A 25,807-nucleotide genomic window follows, 5' to 3' on the forward strand; every position below is an offset into this window, starting at 1 on the left:
CAAAAGTATAATTTATTTTCTAAAAAACATTATTGTCCAAAAAAAATATGTCGCTAAACATATTCTATATTCTTTACTGCACGTATTATTAACGGCTAATTTATAAAATAGTTTCGTTATAAAGTATATTCACTTAATAGTGGTTTTGTAAGTGGCAAATATGATATCGCATATAGTTATGGTGTTGGTAAAATTCGTTTTGTTCTACTGGTAGAACATATTGCTGGTGATTGTACTATATAATGAGCTACAATTAATGATCTTGTTATTAGACAACTACTTTACTGGATGAGCATAACAAGAGCTTAAATCAAATAAAATTTTATAAGTAATATTAATGTTACAGTTTTTCTTTTAGCATATTTATAATGATTTATTCAAATCAGTTTAGAGAAAATCATAACGAAAAAACTAAATAATTCCCAGTATGTTATAGATTTAATGCAGCAAAAACGGATAGCTTCCAAAACCAATTTATTTTACCCCATGGCGCCTAATCTATTGTTTTAAGATAATCAAGAATATAATATAAATCAAAATCCTGGCGGAATGTCAGTCGGCTGTGGTTTATCCAACTTACGGCTAAAAGCAAAATATACAGTAGGGGATGATACCTTCGGTTTCTGAGACAAAAAAATTGTTATTGCAATTAATTAAATATAGGAGGTCTCACATTATCAATGCTTTACCTCTTGATCATCATTGTTTGAACCAGCACCATCAGAGTTTTGAACAGCATGATCAGATGCCCGACGAAGCGCATTAGAATGCATCTAAAACCGGTAAATCAAAGTAAAAAGTAGAGCCCAGCCCAGGCATACTTTCCACCCCAATTTCTCCCCCGTGCCGGGTGATGATTTCTTGGCAGAGGTATAAGCCTATCCCAAATCCGGAAATACTTCGGTCAAGGCTTTCTGAACGAAAATATCGCTGAAAAAGCTTTTCAATATCGTTTTGCGAAATGCCAATCCCCTCATCTTTAATGCAAACCCTTACCTTTTTTTCTAAGGGAATAATGTAAACGAGTATTTTCCCGCCATCTGGTGAATATTTGATTGCATTACTCAGCAGATTGGACATCACCTGTTCTAGCTTCTCTTTGTCAGCTGATACCCTTGCCTGAATCCCGGCATCAAATACGATTTCATTCCTGCCCAGTATCGGCCGGAGATCTTCGATAGAAGATTTAACCATCTCTGAAATTTCCAGAGACTGGATGTCAAGCTTTAGTTTTCCTGCTTCTAGCTTACTCATATCTAAAAGATCGGTTACAAGTCTCGCCATCTTTGAAGCCTGTTGTGAGGCTTTGTCGATAATGGACTGCAAGCGTTCATTTCCTTCACCCGAGGTCATGTGTTTACCTAGCTGAAGATAGGCTGAAATAGAAGTGAGTGGCGTACGGAGTTCATGACTAGCCATGGCAATAAAGTCGTTTCTTCTTTCCTGGTCGGCCCTGCCTTCAGTTACGTCAATAATGGTTCCGGAAAAGCGGCTGGCTTCCCCTTTTTCATCAAAGGTGGTTTTTCCTGTTGCTTTGAGATACCTGAGTTCTCCAGTATTGGCTTTGCGAATGCCATACTCCTGCTCGTAATGTCCGTCGGAATGGTTGCGCAGCGCTACGGACATCGCCTCAGAAACTCTTTGTCGATCCTCGTCAATAACGAGTAGCATTTTTCGGTCAAGGGTTAGTTCGTCTTCTTCAAGCCCAAAAAGTTCATTGGTACGGGAGGAGGTATGCAGTTCTGAACGATTGAGGTTCAAATCCCAGGTACCCATCTCCGCTGAATCAATGGCTAACCTCAGCCTTTCCTCGGTATGCTCAATGCGTTTTCTTGAATTAACCTGTTCACTCAAGTCTGTGGCAATGGCCATTATTCCGTAGATTTTATCGTCTTCACCCCGCAAGGCTTCCAGCGCCACCCGGAGATAGCACGGCTCTTCAGGCTCTACTGAATCCGTTTTGATAGCAAGCTCGGGAGAAATATATCCCTTTCCGTTACGATATACTTCGTCCATGATCCGAGGAAAGCCTTCCTGCATGATATCGGCAAGATCTTCGCCAAATGGTTTTAGAATTATTTCCTCATATGATCTCTTCCAGTAACCCAGCATCATATCATTGGCCATCTCCAGTATATGACTTGGACCACGGAAAATTGCAATGGCTACCGGAGCTTGTAGGAAAAGATTTTTTAGCTGCTGTTCTGCGTGAAGATTGGAGGCATGTTGCCTCAGCTGACCGCGCACTTTGGTTATTAGTTCTGCAGCTGCAAAAGGCTTAACGAGGTAATCATTCGCCCCGAGTTCCAGTCCCTCTATCCTGGCTTCTTCACCTGCACGTGCAGAAAGAAATATAAAAGGCAATCGGTGTGTGGCGGGATTTAACCTGAGCTGACGCAATAATTCTTTTCCATCCATTACTGGCATCATCATGTCGCTCAAGACCAGATCTGGCATTTCATCGGCAATCAGTTCAAGTGCCTGCTGGCCGTTGGATGCCTGGCGGACCCGATGCGTGGAACCAAAAAGCCCGGAAAGGTAATTTCTCATATCTCTGTTATCATCGACAACAAGAATACTTCTGCTGGTTTCCATGGTTTGCGGAACAGAAATTGTCTCGCTATCATGATGTTCATCCAATAGGCTTAGTGCTTCTTTAATAAATGCGCCTCTCAGTGAGGGCGTCCCATTTGGAGAAGCCTTTTCGAGGATTTGTGAAGGCGGAAGGTGAGCTTTTCCTTTTGGAATGCTTACCGAGAAATTACTTCCTGCGCCCAATTGGCTTTCCACCGATATTTCGCCTCCGTGCAGCAGCACTAGCTCCTTTACTAAAGAGAGACCGATTCCAGAGCCCTCATGGGTCCGGCCACCGGCATTTTCTATTCTGTGGAAACGCTCGAACATGTGCGGGATCTCGTCATTGGCTATCCCAATCCCGGTATCGCTGACTGTCAGGATGATCTGTCGATCAGACTCAGATAGATTTACCTGAATTGACCCTTTAAGTGTGTATTTGTAAGCATTGGACAGCAGATTAAGAACAATCTTCTCCCACATCTGCCTGTCCACATATATCTCACCATCGATTGGCCTGGCATTCACTTCCAGTATCATTCCTGATTTTTCAATTATGGATCTGAATGAGCTTGCCAGATCAACAGTAACTGATGCAATATCTGTTCGCTGATAGCTTCCCTGTAGCCTTCCAGCCTCAACGCGACTGAAGTCAAGCAGGTTGTTTACTAGCTTCAATAACCTCAATGAATTACGATGGGCTGCCTCCGCATGTGCAATGGCTTTCTCTGATAGATCACTGTTTTCAAGCAGTTCTTCTAATGGGCCCAGCATTAGCGTCAGGGGAGTGCGGAATTCATGGCTAACATTGCTAAAAAACGCAGTCTTGGATCTGTCGATGGCCGCAAGGGCTTCGGCCCTTTTCTGTTCCTGTTCGTAGGCATAGACATTGGACACCGCAGTGTTAAAGGTTCCTTTCAACAGGTCAAAAAAGCTAAGGTAGTCTTCATCCAGTGCTCTTCTTGAACTCACCCCACAAATCATGATGCCAAATGCCTCTTTTTGCCCTGAAACATGGATAGACTGTGCAACCGCTTTCATGGGTGGTTCCGGGAAAGGACCGATCTGGTCGTTAATATTCTTAAACGGCATTTGATCAATGACAACTGGGCCGTTGGAATTCGTAATAGTTAGCAATGACCAGAATTGGCCTGGTTCATCAAGGGCTATTTCTGATGGAAATAGCGGTTCATCACTCATTCCTGTCAGGCTAAGCAGCGATGCGGAGGCGTGATCTCCATTTAATTTGTAGATCGCTAGAAATGGAAGATCAAACTGATAATCATGATATTGTTCAGATGCGTGAAACAGAATATCAGAAAGAGTCTTTGACTTTCCTGTGGCCGCAGAAAGATTGCGCAGTATCTGTGTACGCCTGGCGCTGAGCATTTTGTCTGTGGTTTCTGTAATGGGATGGAAAATGCCACCTACCTTTCCCGCTTCGTCCCTGATGGGTGCAAAAGAGAAGGTCATAAAGGATTCTTCCAGATAACCATAGCGGTCAAGAAACATTTGTTGGTCTTTTATATAGGTGCCTTCTCCGTTTTCCGTTTTGCTAAAGGCATCGCCTACTACAGGCAGTGCGGTTTCCCAGCAGACCCTGAAGTTCATGCCCATTGATGCGGGATGTTTTGCACCACAAATAGGCCTGTAGGCATCATTGTAAAACTGTATGGTTTCCGGTCCCCATGCGATCAGAATAGGAAAAGTTGAAGAGAGGCATAGATTCAGCGATGTCAGCAGACTTTGTGGCCATTTCTCGATAGGCCCCAATGGGCTGTTCGACCAGTCCATGGAGCGGATGAGTTCTCCCATTTCACCTCCGTCATGCAGAAGATGGTTTACTTTATTTATTTGATTTGTATTTTCCATTGTTAATCTGCCCAAAAATAATCAAAATAATATTTATGCTGATTCGCTATTCATTCTCAACCTAGCAGATTTAATAAAAGTGTGAGTCAGGACCGGTCACCTTGGTAAAGCTTAAAAGCCCGGGGCTTTGTGCTAAATCTGTCCAAGCGACCTTCATTAAAAATGGTGCGAAACAGATTTATTTTTATTTTGAATTTGGTAAAAAAAATACACTTATTTACGATTTTGAAGCTATTCGCTTCCTTTTCAAAAAGCTAAAAAGCAGATCTATAAAACATGGCTTTATTTAAAATGCTTCGTTTTGAGAGACAATTTTTTTTTTTGCCGTAATTGTTGCAATCAAACTTACAGCTGAAAGAAAGATATACAGTAGGGGATGAATACTTTCGTTTTGTGAGACAATAACTAACAGTAAATCTTTAAGCCCTATCAAAAATCGACCGTTTTTTTGAATGTATGCCTCAGAATATTGAACCTCCGGTGGATTAACTTTTATTGGATAATTGATTTTATCTACAAAACACCATCACCTAAATTTCATTTTCTTTGGCCATAATTATAGACTTAATGTGTTCTTAGCTTAGCGACTTCCCATTACCCATGGTAATTATCTAAAAATCTTTCAATTTATTGATAAGGCTTTTATAATAATGAGATGACTGAATGCTAGGCTTGGAATTGAAAATCTAAACCAGCTATTTAAATATCGTATGATTTTCTAATATTTTGAGCATTACATCGATATCGAAAGGTTTATCTATAAAATCATCGGCACCTGCTTCCATGGCCACTTTTCGCCCATTTCGATTGGCTGAAAAAATAATCACCGGAATTTTTTGAAACGCCGGGTCTGATTTCAAATCTGCGACGATCTCATCACCTGTCAGCTTTGGCATAGATAAATCCAAAAGAACGAGATTCGGCATTTCCCTTCCAATCTCTTCAATTACCATCAAACTATTGTTTATTGCGATCACGTTATAGCCGCTCTCGGTCAGGATATATTCTGTTATTGCCAGGATATCTTCTTCGTCATCACAAATCAGTATTTTGATCTTTTCTTTTTTGGTCTCCATATTAGCAGGTCCTTCGCCTGGTATATGGCTCGATGTATAAGACAATAAAATTGACTTTTAGTTTTTTAATCTAATTTTAATCATAAACAATTAGGTTGTTTTATTTCCAGATGATTATTCGGAGGTTTTTATCCGATGAAAACCCAATCCGAAGACCAATATATCCATCTTGCTTTGGTTAGCTATGTTTAAGCAACAGGTATCTTGAACCAGAAAGTGCTACCTTTTCCGATCTCACTTTCTACGCCAATTGTCCCATGGTGCCGTTCAATAATTTCCTTGCATAGGTATAATCCAATTCCAAAGCCATTGATGTTCCTCATTGCGGTAGTTTCCACTCTATAGAACCTGTCGAATAGTTTTTCCTTATCCAGTATGCTTATGCCCATCCCTTCATCTTTGATGCTCACCAGTGCATAATTTTCCTGGGTGATGCAGGCCACGGTAATGGTTGTGCCAGCTGAAGAATACTTTACGGCATTGCTGACCAGGTTAGTGATTACCTGACCGATCTTATCCTTATCTGCCTCAACAAAGGTTGTGATCACCGGGGTGAAGATAATTTTATGGGTGTTGATCCCTGGCACAGTCTCTTCCTCCATTTCTCCTACCAATATGGCCATATCAAACCGTGTTTTATCGATATAGATTTTTCCAGCCTCCAATCTGCCAACATCAAGAAACCCATTAATCATCGAGTTCATTTTTCCAACCTGCTTGACAGCGCTTCCTAACATGGAAAGGTTAGTGATATCGTCTGATCTCTTTGCCTTTAAACTTAATACCTGAAGATATCCGTTCAAAGAGGTGAGCGGTGTCTTAAGTTCGTGGCTCACAATACTTAGGAAATCATTCTTAAGCTGTTCACTTTTCTTCTGTTCAGTGATATCCTGCGTGGTACCTATGATAGACAGTAGCGTATCCTTATCATCAAAATGTGCCTTGCCGTTAGTACGGAGCCATTTGGGATCACTATTGTCCGCTGGTTGAATAAGATAGTCAACGCTGAAGGCTTTCCTGCTTTCAATACAGCCCATGATTGCACTTGAAACCTCATCACGGTATTCATTGTTTACCATGTTTATAGCGTCTTCCAGATTGATATCTGTACTTTCGGCAAGTCCGTGGATCTCTTTCGCCCGGGAGGAGATTGTCATCTGGCTGGTGAACAGGTCGACCGACCATGCACCCAGGTTTGCAGCTGCGATTGCCATGTTGGCACTGTCCCTGGCCTCTTTCAGATGAAGGTTAGTATCAGAGAGACTTTGGTTTTTATCATTCAACTCCTGGTTTAACGTAATCAGCTGCTTGCTCGCATTTACCTGTTCAGTTACATTCACCGCCATATCTATGATACCGGTAATTTTACCATTTTCTATCAATGGCGTGTAAGTAAAATTATAATAACCTTCTTCCTGCTTACCGTTGCGCACCAGTGTGACCGGTGTTTCAAAACCCTGGTAGGTTATTCCTGTGGTGTAAACTTCGTATAGCAAGTCGTAAGGCGGTTGTCCATGCAGCTCTGGCACGGCATCGAGCAAGGGTCTTCCATAAATCTCCGGACCCTTATCAAGCAGTTCCAACATCCTGGGATTTACCGCATCAATAATTAGGTTATCACCACGAAATACAATGATGGCCACAGCTGCCTGCTCAATGAGATTTCGGAATTTCCGTTCACTTTCTTCAATAATGCGGCGGGCCATTACCTGTTCGGTTACCTCGTTGGCCACAATCAAAATAGAATCGGTTAAGCCATTGGACCCGGCTACGGGCTGATACACAAAGTTCAAGAAATGATCGGATACAATTCCATTTTTGGAAAGACTAGCCTTAAGTTCCTTACCATAAAAGGGAGTGCCGGTTTGATAAACGTTTGCCAGTATATCCAGAAAATCCTGACCATCCAGTTCTGGCAATGCCAGGGCAAGTGGCAGTCCGACAATGGAACGTTCTTTACCCCATATATCCAGAACAGCGTCGTTCGCCACTTCAATAACCATTTCCTCACCCTTTAAAGAGCTCATGGCTACCGGCGACTGCTCGATCATAGAACGAAACCGCCCCTCACTTATATTCAGGACTTCATTGAGTTCCCGTAGAAGGACCTGAGATTCCATCAATTCTTCATTAGAAACTGACATCTCCTCGTATATTGCCGCCATTTCCTCGTTGGTTTCTTCTTGACGAATAAGGGCGAGGGTTTTCTCGGTCACATCGTTTACCACGATAACCACCCCTGACAATCCCTCCTCATCAATAGCGACAGGCTTACAGCTCACGTCAAAATAGCCATTGATCAAATCTCCTTCCCAAGCTACAGGCCCTCTGACGCCATATTCAGTATGAGATATTTTATGATCTATGACCTGTTCAATTATGTGGAAATAATCATGCCCTTTAAGGTCTGCTCTCGCTAGATGTATGGATTTGCCAATCACTTCAGCCCTTTGACCCCAAATGGCTAGCATATGCTCATTGGCTTCTTCTATTAACATATCCGGACCGCGATAAACAGCTATAGCTACAGGAGCGATATCAATGAGTGAGCGGAAACGTGCCTCGCTTTCCTTAAGGTTATAATTAATGCCTTCCAGCTTTTCCTGATATTCCCTTAACTGCTGATTAATGGATTCAAGTTCCTCGTTTAATGCGGTAATTTCTTCGTTAGTTGCCTGATATTTCTCGTTTAGGGCAGCAAGGTCTTCATTAGTGGCCTGATACTCCTCTTTAATTGACATGAGCTCTTCGTTGAGCTGCTTTTCAACCCTGGATTTTTCTTCCACCCCCTTCCAGGGTGCTATACGCTCGGATACTTCAAATGCAGTATGAAGAATGTAAGAGGTTTTGCCATCTTGACCGAGGATAGCCCGGTACTCAAAATCAAGATAAAAGACAGTGAGTTTCCCATCAACCTCTATGGTGGCGGCATTGTCCTTGGCCAGATAAGTCTCTCCTGAGGACCAGACCTGTTTTAAAATGCCCAGAAACGCCTGATTATTAAATTTGGGAATTGCCTGGTCGAATCTTTTTCCAATGATGCTTTCATCCTTACCATAAAGCCTCAGCATGGCCGCATTGGCGGTAATAATGGTAAGTTCCTCGCCCGAATAAACTGCTGTTGCATTTGGAGATTTAAAAAGAATGTCCAGCATTTCTGCTGCAGGGACAATATTACGGGCGTTAATCATGCGCAATGAAAGAATAGATTACAAATATAATTGTTAATCTATCAAAGACGAAACCTTGCAGACAAAGAGCAAAAAAAGATAGAGCGGCCTGGAATAAATAATCCCTGCTGACTAATTAGGTAATAAAAAGAACCCTCTCAGAATTAATACAGCTTGTCTAATGGATGTTTTTACACTGCCAAGAGGCATATTCAATTCTTCAGCAATTTCCTTGTGGGTATAGCCCTGATAGTAGCAGAGTTCGAGAATCGTTCGATGTTTCTCATTAAGTCCGAGCACCATTTTCTTTAATCCTATAACATCCGTATTTACGCTTTGGCTAAAACTCTCCAGTTCAGCATGGTGATCTTCCATTTCGACGGTTGACTTGCTTTGTCTGCTCGATTTCAACCTTAAGTAGTCAAAGGCAGTGTTTCTGGCAATATTGAGAATCCAGGTAAACAATCTGGCTTTTTTGTCATCATATAATGGCAGATATCTTTGGATTTTTAAAAATACTTCCTGTAATAAATCTTCAGCAGTTTCCTGTTGGTTTAGAATTTTCATCAACACGCCTAATAGGTTCTCCGCATACATTTGATAGAGTTGATTGAACGCTCCTTTCTTTTTATTCAATATACTCTGTACTAAAAATTGCTCTGGTGTTTTAAGCTTTAATTGTAAACAATTGCGATTGGAAGAATGAGTAGGTATAAATGCATGCATAGGCTTATTTTGATTTGGTAACGACGTTCATGTCTTTTTTGTTTTAGTTATTCCTAGGAGCTATAAGTCAATAGTTGAGAGTTAACATACAAAAGCGGCTTCCCTGATGGAACGGCTTTCCGTATATTTGTTTTATAAGTTCATTTGGTATCAAAACCCTATCTGTAATACGGTCAAGCGCTACCATGATACATGCGAGCATTTTTTGGTTTAGCAATAGTAACAAATCTATATAAAAACAACATTTGTCCTGCTACATCTCAATTAACTGACTATATCTTTATTTGATGATTATTTTATTTTCAAATCATCACAGGGCTATTAAAAATACAGTTTTTCATCCTTAAGTGCTGGAATTGCCGAACGTATTGAATCGAAACAAAAACACCCTGCTAGTAGCCATATTTAGTCATAAATGTGGTAAAGCTATTTATAAATCAAAGGACTTTAAGGAGTATGTTAGAGAAATAATGCAAAATCTTTGGGATGGTTTTTAGTAATTTGTAACGAATGTAATATTCGTTTTCAAAACTGATTCGCTTTTGGTATGTTAGTGTATATCTATGAAGCTATGAAAAAAATCTATCTGTTATTGTTATGTCTTTCAATTGTGATCTGTGGTTTTGCGCAAAATCAACCAAAAGTAGATATCATCAAGAAAACAAATGGCGAGGAAATTAAGGGGAAAATTATTAGAATTACAGATGCGGAGGTATCTTTTGTCTATGCCGGCGAAACCGCGGAATATGTAATTAAAAAAGCAGATATCTCTCAAATTGTTCATTCCAGTGGTCGATTGGAAAATTTTTCTTCCATGAATATGCCTGCGAATGCAAGACAATCGGATCAAATTGCGATGAGTGCTACTCCTGCTGATCATCACAATAAAATTGCTATTATTCCATTCACTTATTTAATGGATAATCAACCAGGTGCAGCGGCTATAAGTTTAAAAGCACAGCAGGATGCTTATAGCTTACTTAGCCAACATTCGGCTGGTTATACCATTATAGATCCCCGAACCACTAATGCGGCATTAATTCAGGCTGGTGTTACCCCTGAAAAAATGATGGGTTTTACCATGAAAAACCTTTGTGATATCTTGGGGGTAGAATATATCATCGATGGTACAGTTACTCAAAATAAGGGTTATTTAACAAATACAACTTCCAATAGTGAGGATACCAAGATTAAGCGTAATGATGGTGATAAAGTGAAAGGAATCTCTAATAGTAGTTCATCTTTTAGTAGCGCAGCCCAGCGTTATGATATTAGTGTAAGTCTTCAGATTTATATGGACAATAATGCCAGTATTTATAATGCAAGCCACAAAGCCTTTTTAAGTAATACAGATGGATCATACACAGCACCACTTGAATATTTATTGAAAAGGTGTCCGTTATATCGCAAATAGAACCGTTAGTCTGATAATTATGGTTATTAGAAATAGAACCTTCTAGATCTTTCGCATTTAGGACCTAAAGATTGTGAGTTTAACAAACCAGGGGAGATAAGCTCATACCTCTATTTTGCGAGACAATTTTTCTCTTTGCCGTAATTGGTGCAATTAAACTTACAGCTAAAGGAAAGATATGCGTTGGGAATGAATACTTTCGTTTTTTGAGACATAATAACTAAAACAACAATCCGTGATTACCGAATCAGCTGCCCACACTTCACTTCTTAATTCAATAATCTGTTTTTAACTTCCAGGCATCTTAATGATGGTCTACAGGAGTCAAGATCTGGGAATAGATTTCGGCATAATGATTTATCCAAGATAAATCATTATTTTTCAGTATGAAAATATTATATGTCATTATTCTGCTATCACTCAATGGTGTTAAATTTGGTTTTGGACAAACCAAAATGATTGTGGAAGATGAAGTGTGGGAAGCTTTTACCTTGCAAGAATTTTCAAGTAAAATATCAAAAGTTGATGATTTGCCGAAAGATATTCAACGACGTATGAAGGCGATAATAGCTGAAGTATTTTGGGACCTAAAGGATTCAATCCGGTTCTTCGGGGCACAGGTCATTGACGTTAAATCTGCAGTAAAGCACGTCAATCGGCCTAGTATATTAATGAGTGAGCGAAAACCGCTTATTCCAAAATATGAACTTTCCTTCTCCTTACAAGACACAACGATTGGGATTATTCGATATTATGTTTTGATCCATTTAGATGATTATGGACAAATCCTCGATCTAAATTGGCCAATCGGATATGGTGGAAGCAAACGAAATCTTTTAGATAGAAGATTAATTTATGAATTTGCCTCAAGGGAGGTAACAAAACGTGGATTTTCTTACGATAACTATTCGGTAATATTTAAATATAATGAGGAATATGCTCAATTATTTTGGACATTTAATTTCTTTAAAAATTATAATGAAGAAGGTGGCTACACTGTAACGATTCCTTGGAGTGAATTGAAAATAATTGAATCCTCAAGTGAACAATAAGACAGATAATCGCTTTCTATAACAACTCCGATAAATCGCTGGGCAAAGTATAAATTTTCAGAAGTCGATGATGTAAGACCCATTGAGATATAATAGTTCATCATCGCTATTCTGATTTTAGATGGTTTTTCAACTTACCGAAAGTAGCATCTAATAAAAACAACTTAAATAAAATTATAACAGTGAATTATATCTTCGTTTTGTGAGAAAAGGTTTTCTAAAAGTTTCCAGACCTATCAAAAATCGATTGATTTATCAATTAGATCCGTAGAAATTATACGTAAGATAATTCTCACCAAGTTACTTTGCTTTTCAAAAGATTATGAAAAGATTTCACTTTTATATCGTCTACCCTAAATGACTTTTTGAATTTGTATTTTAAACTTAAGTACTTTCAAAAAATAGACATATCCGATCATAGCAGCCAGTAAATAAATGATATTTCATCAAAAGCCACTATATTCCAATCGTTAAACTTTATAAATTTTTAATCCCTATGCTTTGTAATACAAGAAAAAATTTGATTTTATAGAAATTTGGTTGAACATGTTTTTAGTTACACAGCAACAATATTGCCAATGGGAATTTTTCCATGTACTTTGCAATAGAATTTCCGTTACTTGTTGCACCTTAATTTAAGTATGATGGAGTTACCTGAAAAAAAACAATTAAACAGTAAGGGCGTGACCCGTTATATTTTTCTGGCTCTAGCCATTGCGCTAGGGATTTGGATTGTTGGTTCTAGGTTGAGTGCTTTTGTAAGTATATACAAAAGCACGGCGGTAGTTAAAAAGATGCCACAAATATCGGATACATATAAAGAAGTTTTTCCAAATTATGATAATTCGGAAATTACCCCTTCATATAACTTCTATTCTGCTTATCGAACCCCAAGAGGCACCTTCAAAATCAATCAGGGAACAGAAAATATTTTGGTCTATAAATTAGCGATAAGTAAACCTACTGCAAGGTTGGCAGACATTGTAAAAATCAATTGGAATACGAACATTTCAAATTCCTACAGTTATATTTATGACGGGAGTTATAGAAGTGCCAATTTTGTATTTAGCGAGCTAGAGAAAAAGCCAACAGGAGACAAAAATGTGTTTATAAATATATCTGGTAAACTATTGGATAAGGAAATTTCGAATGATACTATTCAATGTCAGACTATAGATATAACCCAACTAGGAGGGCGTTATACCACTAATGGAACTTACGATTTTCTGTACAAAAAGACAGATAGACTATTGGGCCGAAAATTTTCTATAGAGCTTGCGTTCATAAAAAAGAATTCCAAATTCTATATGCTGATATTGTCACCAACAACCTCTATTCACCATCCAAAACAGACATCTACCTTATTCAACCTATTAACTAAAAAATAAATGAAACGTGCACTTTATCTATTATTAATTTATATTTCGGTCTTCGCATCTTGTACTATTACTAGCTCTGAGAAGGACCAAAAAGCTTACATTGATAAAGCTTTTACTGTTACCGAGTCATTCTATAAATCTCTTTCGAAAAAAAATTATTCTAACATCCATAGTCTTTTTGGAACAAGCTCTAAATTTACAAAAGAGCAAGTAAATCTAATGGTTAACCAGATCATTGGAGTAAGCGAACAACGATTCGGCGTTATAGAATCTAGGAGATTAAAAAGTAATACCAACCTAGTGACAAAAAAGAGCGGTCCGGTTGTAAATTGTGATGTCATTTATGAAACAGTCAGAAACAATAAAAATTATTTAGAAAATTTTAAATTGTCACTTTTTGAAAATCAAATTAAGATTACCGATTATTTCGTCACACCGGTCGAAAATAAGAAATGATCAATCTAGTAAAAAACTTTCGTTTTGTGAGAATTTTTTTTAGTTGTCGTAGTTGTTGCAATTAAACTTACAGCTGAAAGAAAGATATACAGTAGGGGATGAATACTTTCGTTTATTGAGACTAACCTCGTTATTGATAATGCTATATTACATAAAATCAACCTCTTTTGATAACTAATGCTAATGAATACGCAACATTATTGACGGGAAATACGTCTTATGTAAAAAGATACAAATGCTTAGCAAAATCGTAATAACTTTTTTATTAGTCATAAATTTCATTTCAGTGTATTCTCAAAACAGAAATACCTGTGATTGTACAATAGTCCTAAAGGAAATAATATCCGATATTGAGAGCAACTATCCAGGTTTTCGCTCTAAAGTAAATGTTGCCAACAAGAATTACTACAAAGAGTTGAAAAATAAGGTCATCACACAAGCAATGACTACTAGTAATCGTGAAAGTTGCTTTTATATAATAGAAAAGTATATCCAATTCTTTAAGGACAATCATATTATTTTTAGTGACCGAAAAACATCACCCTCACAGCATTCATTTTCCGGAAGAACAATTAAGAAAACGTCCAGACAACTTATTGGCATCTGGCGCAGAAATAGTGATTCGCTGCTGGTTAGTATTGTAAAAGGCTCGGATAATAAGTATGAAGGATACATCTTGAAACCGAACGGTAGATTAGGGGAAATTCATTTTGAACTTATCGGAAATGAGCATGAATTTAGAATTAGGAACTATGATACGCCTTTAACCACAGATTTACTTCGAGGGCGAAGGCTTAAAAACCTCCTGATTGAACCAAACGGTATTTGGCAAAAAATGGATAATGAGCAAAGTGGCATAGAAGTTAAAACATCAACCTATTCTGTCAATAAAAAGTTTAGGTACAAACAGGTAAAGGAAGATATTTACTATCTAGGGATACCATCATTTAATACAGACGCCAGAAGTTTTGATTCGATTATTGTAAATCAGATTATCCCTCAATTAGAAGAAAATAAGATTAAACACCTAATTATCGATCTCCGGAACAATGTTGGAGGAAACAGTTCATTTTTATCACTGATGAGGTTTGCATATGAAAAACCATTTTCTATTCCAGGCGATTTTGTGTTTGCTTCCCCTAAACTCATTCAAAATTACGAAATATCCACGAACTCATTTAGGCGGGCTATTCTTCCTAAATTAAGAGTTAACATGGGTGGATTTGTACAAAGAGACTCACTTATAATTACGCTTAAGGAAAATTATCAATATCCAAAAACAATCAGCATTATAGTAAATGAAAATTCTGCAAGCAGTTCTGAGTATTTTTTGATACTCGCAAAACATAGCACAAAAGTTAAACTGTATGGAAGACATACTGCAGGGACACTCGATTATAGCGAATTATTTGAGCCGGAAAAACTTTCCTGTGAAGATTATTTCCTTATGCGTCCAACTACAAAATCATATTGGACAGATACCAGCCCAATAGATAATAAGGGAATTTTGCCAGATATTGATTTAAGCTCTTATCCTGAAAACGAATGGGTAGATATTATCCTAGATAAGCTTAAATAATAGGCTAAAAAATAAACTGTTTTGACCATAAATATAGGTGCCTCAAAATAAGGTATTCCAGTATCTTCGTTTATTGAGAATAATTTAACCCGTTTTTGTTAAAATAAAGCAAATATATTTTTTACTAGTGCCGGGCTCTTTAAAAAAACTTTGTTCCTGGTGCAGAATTCAGTACGACCCCATGTTTTTGGCAAAGCGATTCCAGTCTATCGTATAATATTGCATCTGATTCCGGACCGTTAGCGTATGGCTCGAGGTGTCTCATCCCGAAATATAAGCCATCGCGCAGGTCACGCAAATTTATTTCTGTAATTGTAGATTTGTGCACACCTCAATATAATAAACTAATTTTTAATATTCTTACGATTTCCCGTGCGTCATAGTATAATTCTATCAAGCAGACTGCAGATGGTTTAGCATTGCATTTAGAAGACGGCAGAAGATATTGATACCAAAAAGCGGTGTTGGGATGTATCCCAGCACAATTGGCTTTCCAAAACATTTACATAGTGATGTAACTACCCATAAAAACGGCAGAAATTCTCTTAACAATAATATAATTATTCAATAACAATGCGATAATTTTATGGCTACTATCTTGCAATAAAAACCAAATACTCAATCAAAATCAAATTATGAAAAGTTTTAATGCTCCAAGAAAAATGTGGGTTCGATGATTCGAACTTCAATCATTATTTGTTGTTCTATTTTGTTGCTTATATCTAATAGCTGCAAAAAAAATAGTGATGAAGAAAAGCTCTCTAATCGCAGGGTTGATATAATTACCTCTGCTAAGGAGTTATACGAGTCTAACGTAAAGGAAGGCTTAGCGGGCCCTTTTGCTATTGACTGGAACAAATTTTACTTTCAAGGAGACAGTCTACTGGTGGTAAAAATGGCCGGTCATTCTTCCATTGGTCACCAAGAAGATGATATAGCTATGGTTAGTGGCGTGATTTTCACCACAAAAAAAAATAAAATTACAAGAGTACAAAAAGTTGAGTTTATAGGAAAAAAATCTGATGTACAATTATCCAGTTTAAAGATACTAACTTCTTTTAATGATGCTAAGATTGGTAAACCAATCACGACAGATGGGACTTTCATTCAGTACAGTGTCAAGCATAACAAGTACGTTGCCGCTTTTTTGGTTCATAAAGGGACCCTTAAGAAAGGCCAGTACATTGCTTCTCGAAGGATTCAAAACCCTAACCTCCGGTTTAATGAAAAAAGTGCCATAACAAATGGCTCTGGTAAACTAATGGATGGTGGTTCCCACAATCCAGCATGTGACGCCGTATATTTGTTTGTATGGGAAACATACACAGGTCGACTTATATCACAAACGTGGTTATATGATACGTGTGATGAAGAGGATGGTGCAGAACCGCCGACTGGCGAGCCACAACAAGAAGAGGAACTTGATTGTAAAGATGCTCAGGACGCCCTTTCTGTGGATATAGCAGGAGAAAATAGTTTGATAGAGCCTGAACCTGGAACAGAAACAGGTGCCACCCGCAATTACATTTACCAATGGATGTTCTTAAGGAACAGTTTTGGCTTATATACATGGAAAAGTACTGAGCGGGGTTATCATAAAAAAGTAGGAGACGAATGGCAATGGGATAGATTGGAGCATCTGAGTGTAGGCATGGATGGCATGACGCCGGGAGCTGAAGTGACCATTAACAATTTTATACTTCAACCTACACTTGGCAAATATTATTCAATTGCAAAGGCTTATTTCAATTATAAGGCAAAACCAATTTGTGATACAAAATTAAACCCAATTCCTGCAGTTAGCATGAATTTGACTGCGGTTTGTGAAGTATGGTACGTAAATGACATATTTTAATGAAAATAATATTAATCTTTCTTCTTTCTGGATTTATTTGTGCTTCATGTCAGGTAAAGAAAATGACTAAGATTTCCTTAGTTGGGCTTGAGACGAATATGTATATTGTTGATCATGGCTCAGGTGCTATTTTTGACTTAAAAAATGATACTAACTTGATTGCAAATTCAAACAATGTGATCCTATATCGTACCACAATAAAATCGACAATATACAACAGTAGAGCACTGACAAAAGGTCAAATTCAAATTTCAGATGACCCTGAAACCATAAAATCAAAATCTTTTTCTCATCAATATTTCCTTCATAAAACCAATAAAATCTCAGGAATCAGATTCGAAGATGGCGCTAATGTTAACAAGAAATATTTATTTAATGTTGATTCCTTATTGTTACAAAACCCGATATTGAAGGGTGGAAGTGCAGATTTCGACGATAATAGCATTTTTTTATCTAAGAACACTACGCCTGATGGGTTAATACAAGAGACTTATGTTTATAAATCTAGTCCATTGGGCAATTATCCAGATACCACTTATTTAGTTTTTGATCCCAAATGGAAAAATTCAACAAAATACACTTTGTCTCAAAACATCGACAAAGTAAAAAAAATGAAGCTCATTCAGGTCCGTTCTGTTTTTAATCCTATTCACAAAGAAATAAATAAAAGAAAGCTTGAAATCCCACGTCGAATAATTGATGTTAGAATGTTTGAACCGACTTTAAGCGCTCTAGAATTAATGAAAATAAGAAAGGCATTTGAAAATTTTGGAAGTTAGGACTGACCTAAAGCTCAGAGAAACCATAAACTAGAGGCTGTGAATCACACAATGAAGCAGCCTCTTCTTCTAATTTTTTATGCAGTGATAAATACCATCTGCTATAAAATTGAATGTCTTGAATAGAAAAAACTGTATGGCTAAGTAATCTTCGTTTTTTGAGACAATAATTTAAAAGCAAATTTTAAGTCCAACCGATAGTTACTCATTTTTAATATTTTTAGCTGCCTAAGGATAAATTTGAAGAAACTGGCGTAATTTTTAAAAAAACTAAGGTTTTAGTTTTCAGCTTTTTTTATTATCTTTAGTTTAAAGATGTTGTATGAAAAAGTTTGCTCTATTTATTATTATATTATTGTATTCAGCATTAAGCTTTGCTGAAATAAAATCTTTTCATTTAAAAGGCAAAATTGAGGGGTCGGAGGATTTCAAGTATGCATATGTTTTTGACAGTGAATCAAAACTACTTACTAAGCAAACAATCAATAATAGAACTTTTGAATTGTCTGGGCGCTATGACATGCACAGGAGATTTGGTGGACCTGCCATTCTAGAACTACTGTTAACAAATGTTGATGGTACACAAGAACAGGTTCTTTCGAATCGCCCGCTCTCTAGAAGACGTTATAATCATTGTGTGATTTTTGTTGAAGATAGTGTGCAAGTCGTCTACAATGGGAACACAAGAGTTTTTACGATTCAAGGTGGTGTTAAGAATGACATCCAAAACAAATTTCATGCTTTAGACATTCTTTTTCTTAAACAACGAGACAGCTCAAACGCAATAATTGATCTCGGCACCATATCAGAAAATGAAAAGATAAACCAAAAAAATAGAGAGGCGAGTGCCATTTTTAAAAATATTTTGTCGAAGATGGAAAGTTTGATTCTGAAATATCCTGATTCTGAGGTTTCTCTATTGAATTTTTATCCAATTTTGTTTGATCAGCAATTTTCCGCTGAAAAGACTGCGGAACTTTTTGAGCGCTACTCAGTCAACATCAAAAAGTCTGATTACTGGATTTATATACAAAAAATTGTTAAAGATAAACAGTTGACAGCAGAAAAATTGGCGAAGCCCAAATATTCGGTTGGAATGATTTTTCCACCCTTTAGTTTAAAAGATTCTCGTGACAATAATTTCAGCAGCCAAACTATATCAAATAAGTTTACATTAATTGATTTTTGGGCAACCTGGTGTGTGCCATGCAGGAAAGAAACTCCAAATTTGATAAAAGCCTATGGCGTTTTTAAGGAAAAGGGATTTAATGTGATCACCATTTCAATTGATGAGTTAAAGGATAAGGTGAAATGGGCAGAAGTGCTTAATGAAGATAAAATGAACGACTTCATTAATTTATTCAATGGTGGCGACTTATATGGATTAGCATCAACTCTTCAGGTAGTCGCCATTCCAACAAATTATCTAGTTGATGATACTGGAAAAATCGTTGCAATGAACTTAAGGGGAGAAGACCTAGTGAAATATTTGTCAACGAAATTATAGTCAATTCTAATTACAAGCAGTAATAAGCCGGAAAATAAAGTAGTTATGCCGAATTTCTTTTAAATCTTACAGTTCCCAGAATGTAAAAATGCTTCGTTTTTTGAGACAATTTCTACCGAAATGCCAGCTAGGCCTTTTCACCAGCAAATTTAATTAAATGACTTTCTAAACTCCATCGGACTTTGATTGGTTTTTGTCTTGAATAATTTGCTGAAGCTTTGGGAATGTTCAAATCCTAGTTCATAAGCAATTTGACTGACAGACAGCTCCGTAGTCGTTAATCTCTCTTTTGCCTTATCAATTAACTTTTCATGTATATATTGCAGTGCACTTTTACCAATAAGTGAACGCAACATATCACTTAAATAACCGGGCGAGATATTGATTTGATCGGCAATATATTTTACAGTCGGTAGGCCCAGTTTAAGGGATTGCTGATTTAAATATTCATCTATAATATTTTCTGTTTTTTGCAGCAGGTCACTATTGACTGCTTTTCGAGTGATAAACTGGCGTTTGTAAAATCTATTGACATAACTTAGCATCAGTTCGATTTGTGCAATAATTACCTCCTGGCTAAATTCATCTACCCCATTGTTTAACTCCTGTTCCATTATTTTGTAAATGGAAAGAATGACTTCCCTTTCTTTTGCCGAAAGATGCAGGGCTTCATTGGAAGAATAGGAGAAATAGCCGTATTGCCTTATTTTTTTTGCCAACGGATGACCCAGTAAAAAATCGGGATGGATCAATAGTATGTAGCAATAAGTTTTGCTATTGTAATCAGTACTTCCTACCAATTGATTGGGTGCTAGAAACAACATGCTGCCCTCATCAAAATCATAGTAATCCTGTCCGTATTTCAGTCTGCCGCTGTTTTTTGTGATAAAGGTGATCTTATAAAAATTTACCACATCATATATGGGAGCCATCTTTGTATTGAATGGATTATTTTCATTGAAATGGATCAGGCTTACCAAAGGATGTTGTGGTGCAGGCAAGCCGAAAGCTTTATGACTTTCTGATATGGATATAAAACGGATCAAATTATCATCTTTAGTCTTCATATTTTGAATCTACAGAAAAACCTGTAACAACTTTCATCACAGGCTTTCCTAAATTAAATATTACCAGGGAAGTTTGTTGTCTTTGCCGCTCGCATTGGATGGTCCTGTAAAACTTCCTGTCGGCAGATCTTCAGCAAGCGCCACTCTAATGGGTTCTATAGATCCTTCTTCCACGGTATCCGTTCCCTGAAAATTATTGAGTGCTGTTGCTGTAAAGCCTGGGCTCACCAAATGAACTTTGATATTTGTTTTTTCCAGATCTATGGAAAGAGATAGAAATATTCCATTGAGTGCTGTTTTGGAAGCGCCATAAGCAGCATCAAAAGCAGACCGGTAGGGGTTTTCAGGATTTGAATTTATGCCAAGTGAGCCCAATGCACTTGATACAGTCACAATTCTGGCGGTAGGTGCTTGGCGCAATAAAGGAAGAAAAGCTTGTGTCAGGGATAAAGTCCCGAAAACATTGGTTTCCCAAACATTTTTCAACTCCTCTATAGGAACAATGCTTGCACGCTGCGCACCTAAGACTTCTTCCATTGTCCTTCCGGATTGGCCGACATGCGAAATGGCGGCATTATTTACAAGTAATGTTAAATATCCGTGTTCATTTTCAATAATTTTAACTGCTGAAATAATTGAGTCAGAATCTGTGATATCCAACTGTACCGCTTCTGCATTACCGCCAATTTCTGAAACAGCACTTTCCCCTTTTTGAAGATCACGTGAACCTACATATACTTTATAACCATTTTCAGCAAGAGCCTTTGCAACTTGGAAACCAACTCCTGTATTCGCACCCGATACGAGTGCTACTTTTTTTTCATTTCTTAGCATAATTTTAATTGATTATAATTTGTATAGCAAATTTGAAAATTGAAAAAGATAGGGGTGTAGCCAAATCAAGGATTGTTGAAGCCATATCGAGGGAAATGCAATATGCTGGATAAACCGGAGTAGATTGACCCCGTCTTACCGGAATTAAATTTATTGTAAATGGTTGTTTCCCCTTATGTTAGTAAATTGGCGAGAAGGGGTCAAATGGATTGGTTTGTCCAGCTAATTCCTGATTCCATTGCTTACGCAAGTTGGACGGACATATAATTAGCAATTTTCTTTTACGTTCTGCCCATTGCTGAGACAAAATTATACCCGCTTCAATGGTTTTACCTAAACCAACTTCATCAGCTAAAACTGCTCCATGAGATAAAGGGGACTGAAAAGCAAATAGAGCTGCCTCTACTTGGTGTGGATTTAAATCTACCTGCGCATCTTGTAATGAAGCCGTAAACTTACCAATATCATTAGATGGCAATTGCCTAGTAAGTTCATGAGCAAAATATTTAGCGTGATAAGAGGTTAACTTCATTCAATTCTATATATGAAATGGTATTAAATCTTCTCGCAACGAGAGATAACTTCTAAGATAAATAATTAAAATGTAGTTTACATCTGATTCAAAATCAAATAATAATAGGGATAGAATTTGCTTTCCCAAATGTATATGACCTCATCTTTCTGCCAGGAGGGTAAATAGAGTCCTGCGTTTGTACTAAAAATATAAGTATATACTTTCCAATTTCAGGATAGTAAAAAACAGAATTCAAAAAACATTCCAATTTTTCGATATAAATGTAATTATAAACTGCGTATCAACTTATTCCCAATTTATCAAATAATATGCGATTTCTTTTTTGAGCATCTTTAAGGACCTTTTCAAAAGGAAGAACTTCTATATAAGCCTTGTAATATTGACTTTTAACTGTGAAATAACCTAATTTATCAGGGGTCTGGATATACTCTCGATTCCGCAGAATTTTCTCCAAAGATGGGGTTATATCACACACAATGTAAACATAAAAAGGTGTATTGGGCTCGACGGTAATAAATCGACCGGTTCTATCTTTTACTTTGCCCATTAAAAGTGACTCAATGTATCTTTCGCATTGCTCCATCGGATTTTTTTCAGAATCATAATCATGAAAATTGTTTCTTTGAGGTTTCTTAAATTCCACAATCGTGAAAGAATTGTGAGGTGCTCTTTTGTCTTCAGAAAAGGCTAAAGCATCATTATAAATGATTAAATCAGTTCTATCATGACTTTGAACCTCCAATTCATTTATTTTATCGAAAGATTTGTCTGAAGATAAAAATGTATGATAAGTTAATCGTTCATCTAATAACCATAAGTTTTGGTTTTCAGGAAGAACTTCGTCACTATTGCTTTTGATTGGAAAAAAAATATTGTGAATAATGTCTTCATCTTGGAACTTCTCACTTTGGTTGATGTTTAAAAATTGGTCTAGCAGATCGATTACAGTCTTCCTATGAACAATATATCTGGCTAAGTCCACTTGGCCTATTTCGTTAAATTGTTGAAGAAATTTTTCATAACGATTTTTATATTCTTCTAGATTCTGGATGTCCTTCCTTTCTTCAATTAGTTTGGCAGCTTCTTCTTTTACTTCTATCTTCCAGTTTGCTTCAATGCGGTAAAGTTCAATATCTAGTTTTTGTTTTGGTAGACTTGGAGGTAACTTTTTAACTTCATCCAATCTATTTTTAAAAACCGCACGATACTGTGGAAGCTCATCGTTGACTGTAGGTCGATAATTATTTATTTTTGTCTCCCTAACCTCGGATAAATAGTCAGACAGTAACTCTTCAATCTTGTCCACAGCTTTATTCCTAATTTTATATAGGGTAATTTCTTGGGTAACTGTCATTTCCTCTTCATCATCATCAGTTGGAAAATCAAAACCAACACGTTCAGTATCTACATGGTTATCTAGAAAATTACTAACTACATATGCCTGATAATAAAATTGTGTTTCCCCTTCTTTGATTGAATATTTCCCCAAGTCTGGTATCTTACTAATTAAACCTTCTTCTTTGACACTTCTGTGGTGAGCGCAATAGTGAATTTTGTGACTTTGAGACTTGTAGCTTTTAGTAAGATAAAGTTTAAATTCACTATCTGGAATAATGAATGTACCCATCTGAATTTCCTTTTGGAACTCAGTATTATAGAGATTTTTACAATTAACTTCGTGATTGTTCTGATTTCTTACAATAATTTCTGGAACGGAGTCTTCAATAAAGTATAATAGAAAGTGACTAACTATATCCCTTGCTATTTGAAATAGATTCATAGGAACATGTTTTTGATACTCCTCTCTGTACTCACTCAATAATATTCTTGTGGTTCGTTCTCTGTGTTCGTCCGCGGCACTCTGATCAAAATTATGTATGCCCTCTTTGGTATTCCTGTATTCGAAAGTTCTTGTTATCAACTTTTCGTCAGCCTCGAAATGGCTTTTAACCTCTATTTTTTTGAATGCTTTTAAACATACGAACCTACCTACACCTTTTCCTCCAATCTCTATTTTGTGGTCGGTGTCCGCTTCAATAAAATAGCCCATATTATCATCATTAAATCCTAAACCATTGTCGATTATCTCGATTGAATGAATTGGATAATCGTCAACCTCAGGTAAATCCTTTAATAATTCAGAGCTGCCGTTTCTAATCAGATTTATTATGATTCGACCATTAACTACTTGTAACCTGGAAAGTTCTTTTATTGAATGTATTGAATTACTTATCGCTTCGTAAAGAGGTAGTAAAGGCTTTGTTTTGGGTAAAGATGTATTTCTAACCTTGTTTGCTATGTTGCTCTTAGGTTGTAGATCAGGATTTGATATTTTAAATAATTCCTCTGCTGACATTTGTGACAATATTTAGTTAACCAATATATGAAATTATGTGAATCATCTGTCGCTAGTGACAAGTTCCCAATACTTTAGCGATGTGTTTTTTTATAGAAGATCTCTTTTTAGAGCTTTCACTGTGGCCATAGAAGATGTTATCTGCCTGTTTGTTACTCTTACAGCTAAACTCTTTATTTTTTCTGTAGTTTTTAGTCTCATCTAGCCTTTGTATCAACAATCCTTTCCGCTAGATAAGATGTTACACTCGGCAGGTAAATTACCTTATATCTTTTCCGTGGGATTATTTTTTACATTCTAATACACAGAGTGTTAATCAATTTTTATTAGTTTAGAATTGGTATAGGTAAATTTAAAATTTTGATCTGTTTCTGTTTTGATTGGTTTTTAGCGGAACGAATGGTACACCTTCGAATATATGAAGTATGAATTTCTCCCAAATACCAACCATCGTAGCGATGATAACAATGCCTCCCTTATAAGTCCATATTTCCCTCCAGAAATCGAAATAATCAGTGGGTTTATAGGCACCATAAGATGAAAACAGATACATCGCATAAATCAACAAAAAGAAAAAGATAAACATGTTTTTTGATGTTGTAGCTATTGTCATTACATAAATTCCAATTGCAATGTTCATCGTTTTAGTCTGAATGGGTTCTTGATATTGAATCGAAATTAGAAATGGAAAAGCCAAAGTCACCAGCATAAATAATATGCTACAACAAAAGTTAGAGATTCGATTTAATGGTATATCTTCAATCATTGAGAGGTTAATTAATGTTTTGATTTATTACAAAATTAATAAGTTACGCGTTTATAAAAACTTTATTTTGCGATATAAATTGTTTTCTATCTTTTCACCATTTTTTTTATTTCTTCATTGGTGTGGGTATCAAGAATCTTTGCATATCTATAGAAGGTTGGTCTTGTCAATTGAAGCCCTTTATAAATTTCCTCTGGAGTTTTATCCAGGTCCTTATAAACAGATCGCATAACCAACAATTTAGCAATCGTATCTTTCGCGAAGCCTTTCGGCCTACCTCCGATACGGCCCTTAGCTCTCGCGGATTGCAAACCAGCATTTGTTCTTTCTCTAATCAATTCTCTTTCATACTCCGCTAATGAAGCCATTATATTTAAGAAAAGCCTGCCATTGATCGTTGAAGTGTCAACTCCATCTGTCAAGCCTTTTATGAGTATTCCTTTTTCACTCAAACTTAAAACTTAATCAATAATATGTCTTAAGCTTCTTCCTAACCGGTCAAGTTTCCAAACAATTAGTTCATCACCTTTTCGGAACTGAGCAATCATTCTATCCAGTTCAGGGCGAAACTTCGTTGCTCCAGAAATTGTTTCTTTAAAAATAATTTCGCACCCTGCCTTTTCGAGGGCTTCGATTTGCAAATTTAGATTTTGTTCTTTCGTAGAAACTCTGGCATATCCAATCTTCATAATTGTATCAATAAAACCTTTATCAATATTTTTAATAAATTTTGTTTAATGATACAAGTTTCTGAGACGCTACCCATTTTGAATCCTAAACAGTTTTAAAGATAAAATAAAATCTCATAAT

17 protein-coding genes and 1 pseudogene are annotated in these 25,807 nt (G+C 36.8%); 8 read left to right on the forward strand and 10 right to left on the reverse strand.

Translation table 11 applies throughout. The features are described 5' to 3' along the window. Window positions 1-762 precede the first annotated feature (762 nt). From IZT61_RS17880 to IZT61_RS17895, 4 genes are all read right to left on the reverse strand, one after another. Window positions 763-4,446 carry an ATP-binding protein gene (locus IZT61_RS17880; protein WP_196098388.1) on the reverse strand — a complete coding sequence of 1,228 codons (3,684 nt, stop codon included), beginning with the start codon at window positions 4,444-4,446 and terminating at the stop codon, window positions 763-765. 695 nt (window positions 4,447-5,141) lie between these two features. Next, a complete protein-coding gene (locus tag IZT61_RS17885; protein ID WP_196098389.1) occupies window positions 5,142-5,522 on the reverse strand; it encodes a response regulator in 381 nt (126 codons plus the stop codon). A 188-nt stretch (window positions 5,523-5,710) separates the two neighbouring features. Further along, entirely contained in the window at window positions 5,711-8,713 is a 3,003-nt protein-coding gene (locus tag IZT61_RS17890; RefSeq protein WP_196098390.1) for an ATP-binding protein, read from the reverse strand. Window positions 8,714-8,824: 111 nt separating this feature from the next. Then, the gene (locus IZT61_RS17895) at window positions 8,825-9,418 is read right to left on the reverse strand and encodes an RNA polymerase sigma factor (protein ID WP_196098391.1); all 594 of its coding nucleotides are present in this window, start codon (window positions 9,416-9,418) and stop codon (window positions 8,825-8,827) included. 571 nt (window positions 9,419-9,989) lie between these two features. On the opposite strand from IZT61_RS17895, the gene IZT61_RS17900 reads away from it, so the two are divergent. The 8 genes from IZT61_RS17900 (at window position 9,990) to IZT61_RS17935 (ending at window position 19,439) form a co-directional block, all read left to right on the forward strand. Continuing rightward, entirely contained in the window at window positions 9,990-10,832 is an 843-nt protein-coding gene (locus IZT61_RS17900) for a hypothetical protein (protein ID WP_196098392.1), read from the forward strand. Between the two features lie 386 nt (window positions 10,833-11,218). Then, window positions 11,219-11,884, forward strand: coding sequence for a hypothetical protein (locus tag IZT61_RS17905; protein WP_196098393.1), 666 nt, complete (start codon window positions 11,219-11,221; stop codon window positions 11,882-11,884). Between the two features lie 641 nt (window positions 11,885-12,525). After that, complete coding sequence (locus IZT61_RS17910; protein WP_196098394.1) at window positions 12,526-13,272, forward strand: hypothetical protein; 747 nt, start codon at window positions 12,526-12,528, stop codon at window positions 13,270-13,272. After that, window positions 13,273-13,719 (forward strand): hypothetical protein, encoded by a 447-nt coding sequence (locus tag IZT61_RS17915; protein ID WP_196098395.1) that lies wholly within the window; start codon window positions 13,273-13,275, stop codon window positions 13,717-13,719. 235 nt (window positions 13,720-13,954) lie between these two features. Beyond that, window positions 13,955-15,298, forward strand: coding sequence for a S41 family peptidase (locus tag IZT61_RS17920; protein WP_196098396.1), 1,344 nt, complete (start codon window positions 13,955-13,957; stop codon window positions 15,296-15,298). Between the two features lie 673 nt (window positions 15,299-15,971). Continuing rightward, window positions 15,972-17,153, forward strand: coding sequence for a hypothetical protein (locus IZT61_RS17925; RefSeq protein ID WP_196098397.1), 1,182 nt, complete (start codon window positions 15,972-15,974; stop codon window positions 17,151-17,153). Further along, a complete protein-coding gene (locus IZT61_RS17930; protein ID WP_196098398.1) occupies window positions 17,153-17,932 on the forward strand; it encodes a hypothetical protein in 780 nt (259 codons plus the stop codon). Before IZT61_RS17925 ends, IZT61_RS17930 begins: the two co-directional genes overlap by 1 nt. A gap of 322 nt (window positions 17,933-18,254) precedes the next feature. Next, a complete protein-coding gene (locus tag IZT61_RS17935; protein ID WP_196098399.1) occupies window positions 18,255-19,439 on the forward strand; it encodes a TlpA family protein disulfide reductase in 1,185 nt (394 codons plus the stop codon). Window positions 19,440-19,588: 149 nt separating this feature from the next. Here IZT61_RS17935 and IZT61_RS17940 read toward each other — a convergent pair whose 3' ends face one another. The 6 genes and pseudogenes from IZT61_RS17940 to IZT61_RS17965 form a co-directional block, all read right to left on the reverse strand. Beyond that, window positions 19,589-20,506 (reverse strand): helix-turn-helix domain-containing protein, encoded by a 918-nt coding sequence (locus IZT61_RS17940; protein ID WP_196098400.1) that lies wholly within the window; start codon window positions 20,504-20,506, stop codon window positions 19,589-19,591. Between the two features lie 60 nt (window positions 20,507-20,566). Beyond that, the gene (locus tag IZT61_RS17945) at window positions 20,567-21,340 is read right to left on the reverse strand and encodes an SDR family NAD(P)-dependent oxidoreductase (protein WP_196098401.1); all 774 of its coding nucleotides are present in this window, start codon (window positions 21,338-21,340) and stop codon (window positions 20,567-20,569) included. Window positions 21,341-21,518: 178 nt separating this feature from the next. After that, window positions 21,519-21,872, reverse strand: coding sequence for an SNF2-related protein (locus IZT61_RS17950; RefSeq protein WP_230383752.1), 354 nt, complete (start codon window positions 21,870-21,872; stop codon window positions 21,519-21,521). Between the two features lie 283 nt (window positions 21,873-22,155). Further along, window positions 22,156-24,231: an ATP-binding protein gene (locus IZT61_RS17955; protein ID WP_196098402.1), complete on the reverse strand. Its 2,076-nt coding sequence runs from the start codon at window positions 24,229-24,231 to the stop codon at window positions 22,156-22,158. 352 nt (window positions 24,232-24,583) lie between these two features. Continuing rightward, entirely contained in the window at window positions 24,584-24,871 is a 288-nt protein-coding gene (locus IZT61_RS17960; RefSeq protein ID WP_196098403.1) for a hypothetical protein, read from the reverse strand. A gap of 212 nt (window positions 24,872-25,083) precedes the next feature. Next, window positions 25,084-25,686, reverse strand: a pseudogene (locus IZT61_RS17965) (recombinase family protein). Window positions 25,687-25,807: the final 121 nt, after the last annotated feature.

Origin of the sequence: Pedobacter endophyticus (assembly GCF_015679185.1) — a bacterium.
GTDB lineage: Bacteria > Bacteroidota > Bacteroidia > Sphingobacteriales > Sphingobacteriaceae > Pedobacter > Pedobacter endophyticus.

Excerpts from the sequence above, each read along its gene's own strand:
- IZT61_RS17925 (WP_196098397.1), top strand. The coding sequence starts at position 15,972 with ATGATTCGAACTTCAATCATTATTTGTTGTTCTATTTTGTTGCTTATA.
- IZT61_RS17950 (WP_230383752.1), bottom strand. The coding sequence starts at position 21,872 with ATGAAGTTAACCTCTTATCACGCTAAATATTTTGCTCATGAACTTACT.
- IZT61_RS17900 (WP_196098392.1), top strand. The coding sequence starts at position 9,990 with ATGAAAAAAATCTATCTGTTATTGTTATGTCTTTCAATTGTGATCTGT.
- IZT61_RS17920 (WP_196098396.1), top strand. The coding sequence starts at position 13,955 with ATGCTTAGCAAAATCGTAATAACTTTTTTATTAGTCATAAATTTCATT.
- IZT61_RS17880 (WP_196098388.1), bottom strand. The coding sequence starts at position 4,446 with ATGGAAAATACAAATCAAATAAATAAAGTAAACCATCTTCTGCATGAC.
- IZT61_RS17945 (WP_196098401.1), bottom strand. The coding sequence starts at position 21,340 with ATGCTAAGAAATGAAAAAAAAGTAGCACTCGTATCGGGTGCGAATACA.
- IZT61_RS17960 (WP_196098403.1), bottom strand. The coding sequence starts at position 24,871 with ATGAACATTGCAATTGGAATTTATGTAATGACAATAGCTACAACATCA.
- IZT61_RS17935 (WP_196098399.1), top strand. The coding sequence starts at position 18,255 with ATGAAAAAGTTTGCTCTATTTATTATTATATTATTGTATTCAGCATTA.
- IZT61_RS17910 (WP_196098394.1), top strand. The coding sequence starts at position 12,526 with ATGATGGAGTTACCTGAAAAAAAACAATTAAACAGTAAGGGCGTGACC.
- IZT61_RS17905 (WP_196098393.1), top strand. The coding sequence starts at position 11,219 with ATGAAAATATTATATGTCATTATTCTGCTATCACTCAATGGTGTTAAA.
- IZT61_RS17885 (WP_196098389.1), bottom strand. The coding sequence starts at position 5,522 with ATGGAGACCAAAAAAGAAAAGATCAAAATACTGATTTGTGATGACGAA.
- IZT61_RS17930 (WP_196098398.1), top strand. The coding sequence starts at position 17,153 with ATGAAAATAATATTAATCTTTCTTCTTTCTGGATTTATTTGTGCTTCA.
- IZT61_RS17895 (WP_196098391.1), bottom strand. The coding sequence starts at position 9,418 with ATGCATGCATTTATACCTACTCATTCTTCCAATCGCAATTGTTTACAA.
- IZT61_RS17890 (WP_196098390.1), bottom strand. The coding sequence starts at position 8,713 with ATGATTAACGCCCGTAATATTGTCCCTGCAGCAGAAATGCTGGACATT.
- IZT61_RS17955 (WP_196098402.1), bottom strand. The coding sequence starts at position 24,231 with ATGTCAGCAGAGGAATTATTTAAAATATCAAATCCTGATCTACAACCT.
- IZT61_RS17940 (WP_196098400.1), bottom strand. The coding sequence starts at position 20,506 with ATGAAGACTAAAGATGATAATTTGATCCGTTTTATATCCATATCAGAA.
- IZT61_RS17915 (WP_196098395.1), top strand. The coding sequence starts at position 13,273 with ATGAAACGTGCACTTTATCTATTATTAATTTATATTTCGGTCTTCGCA.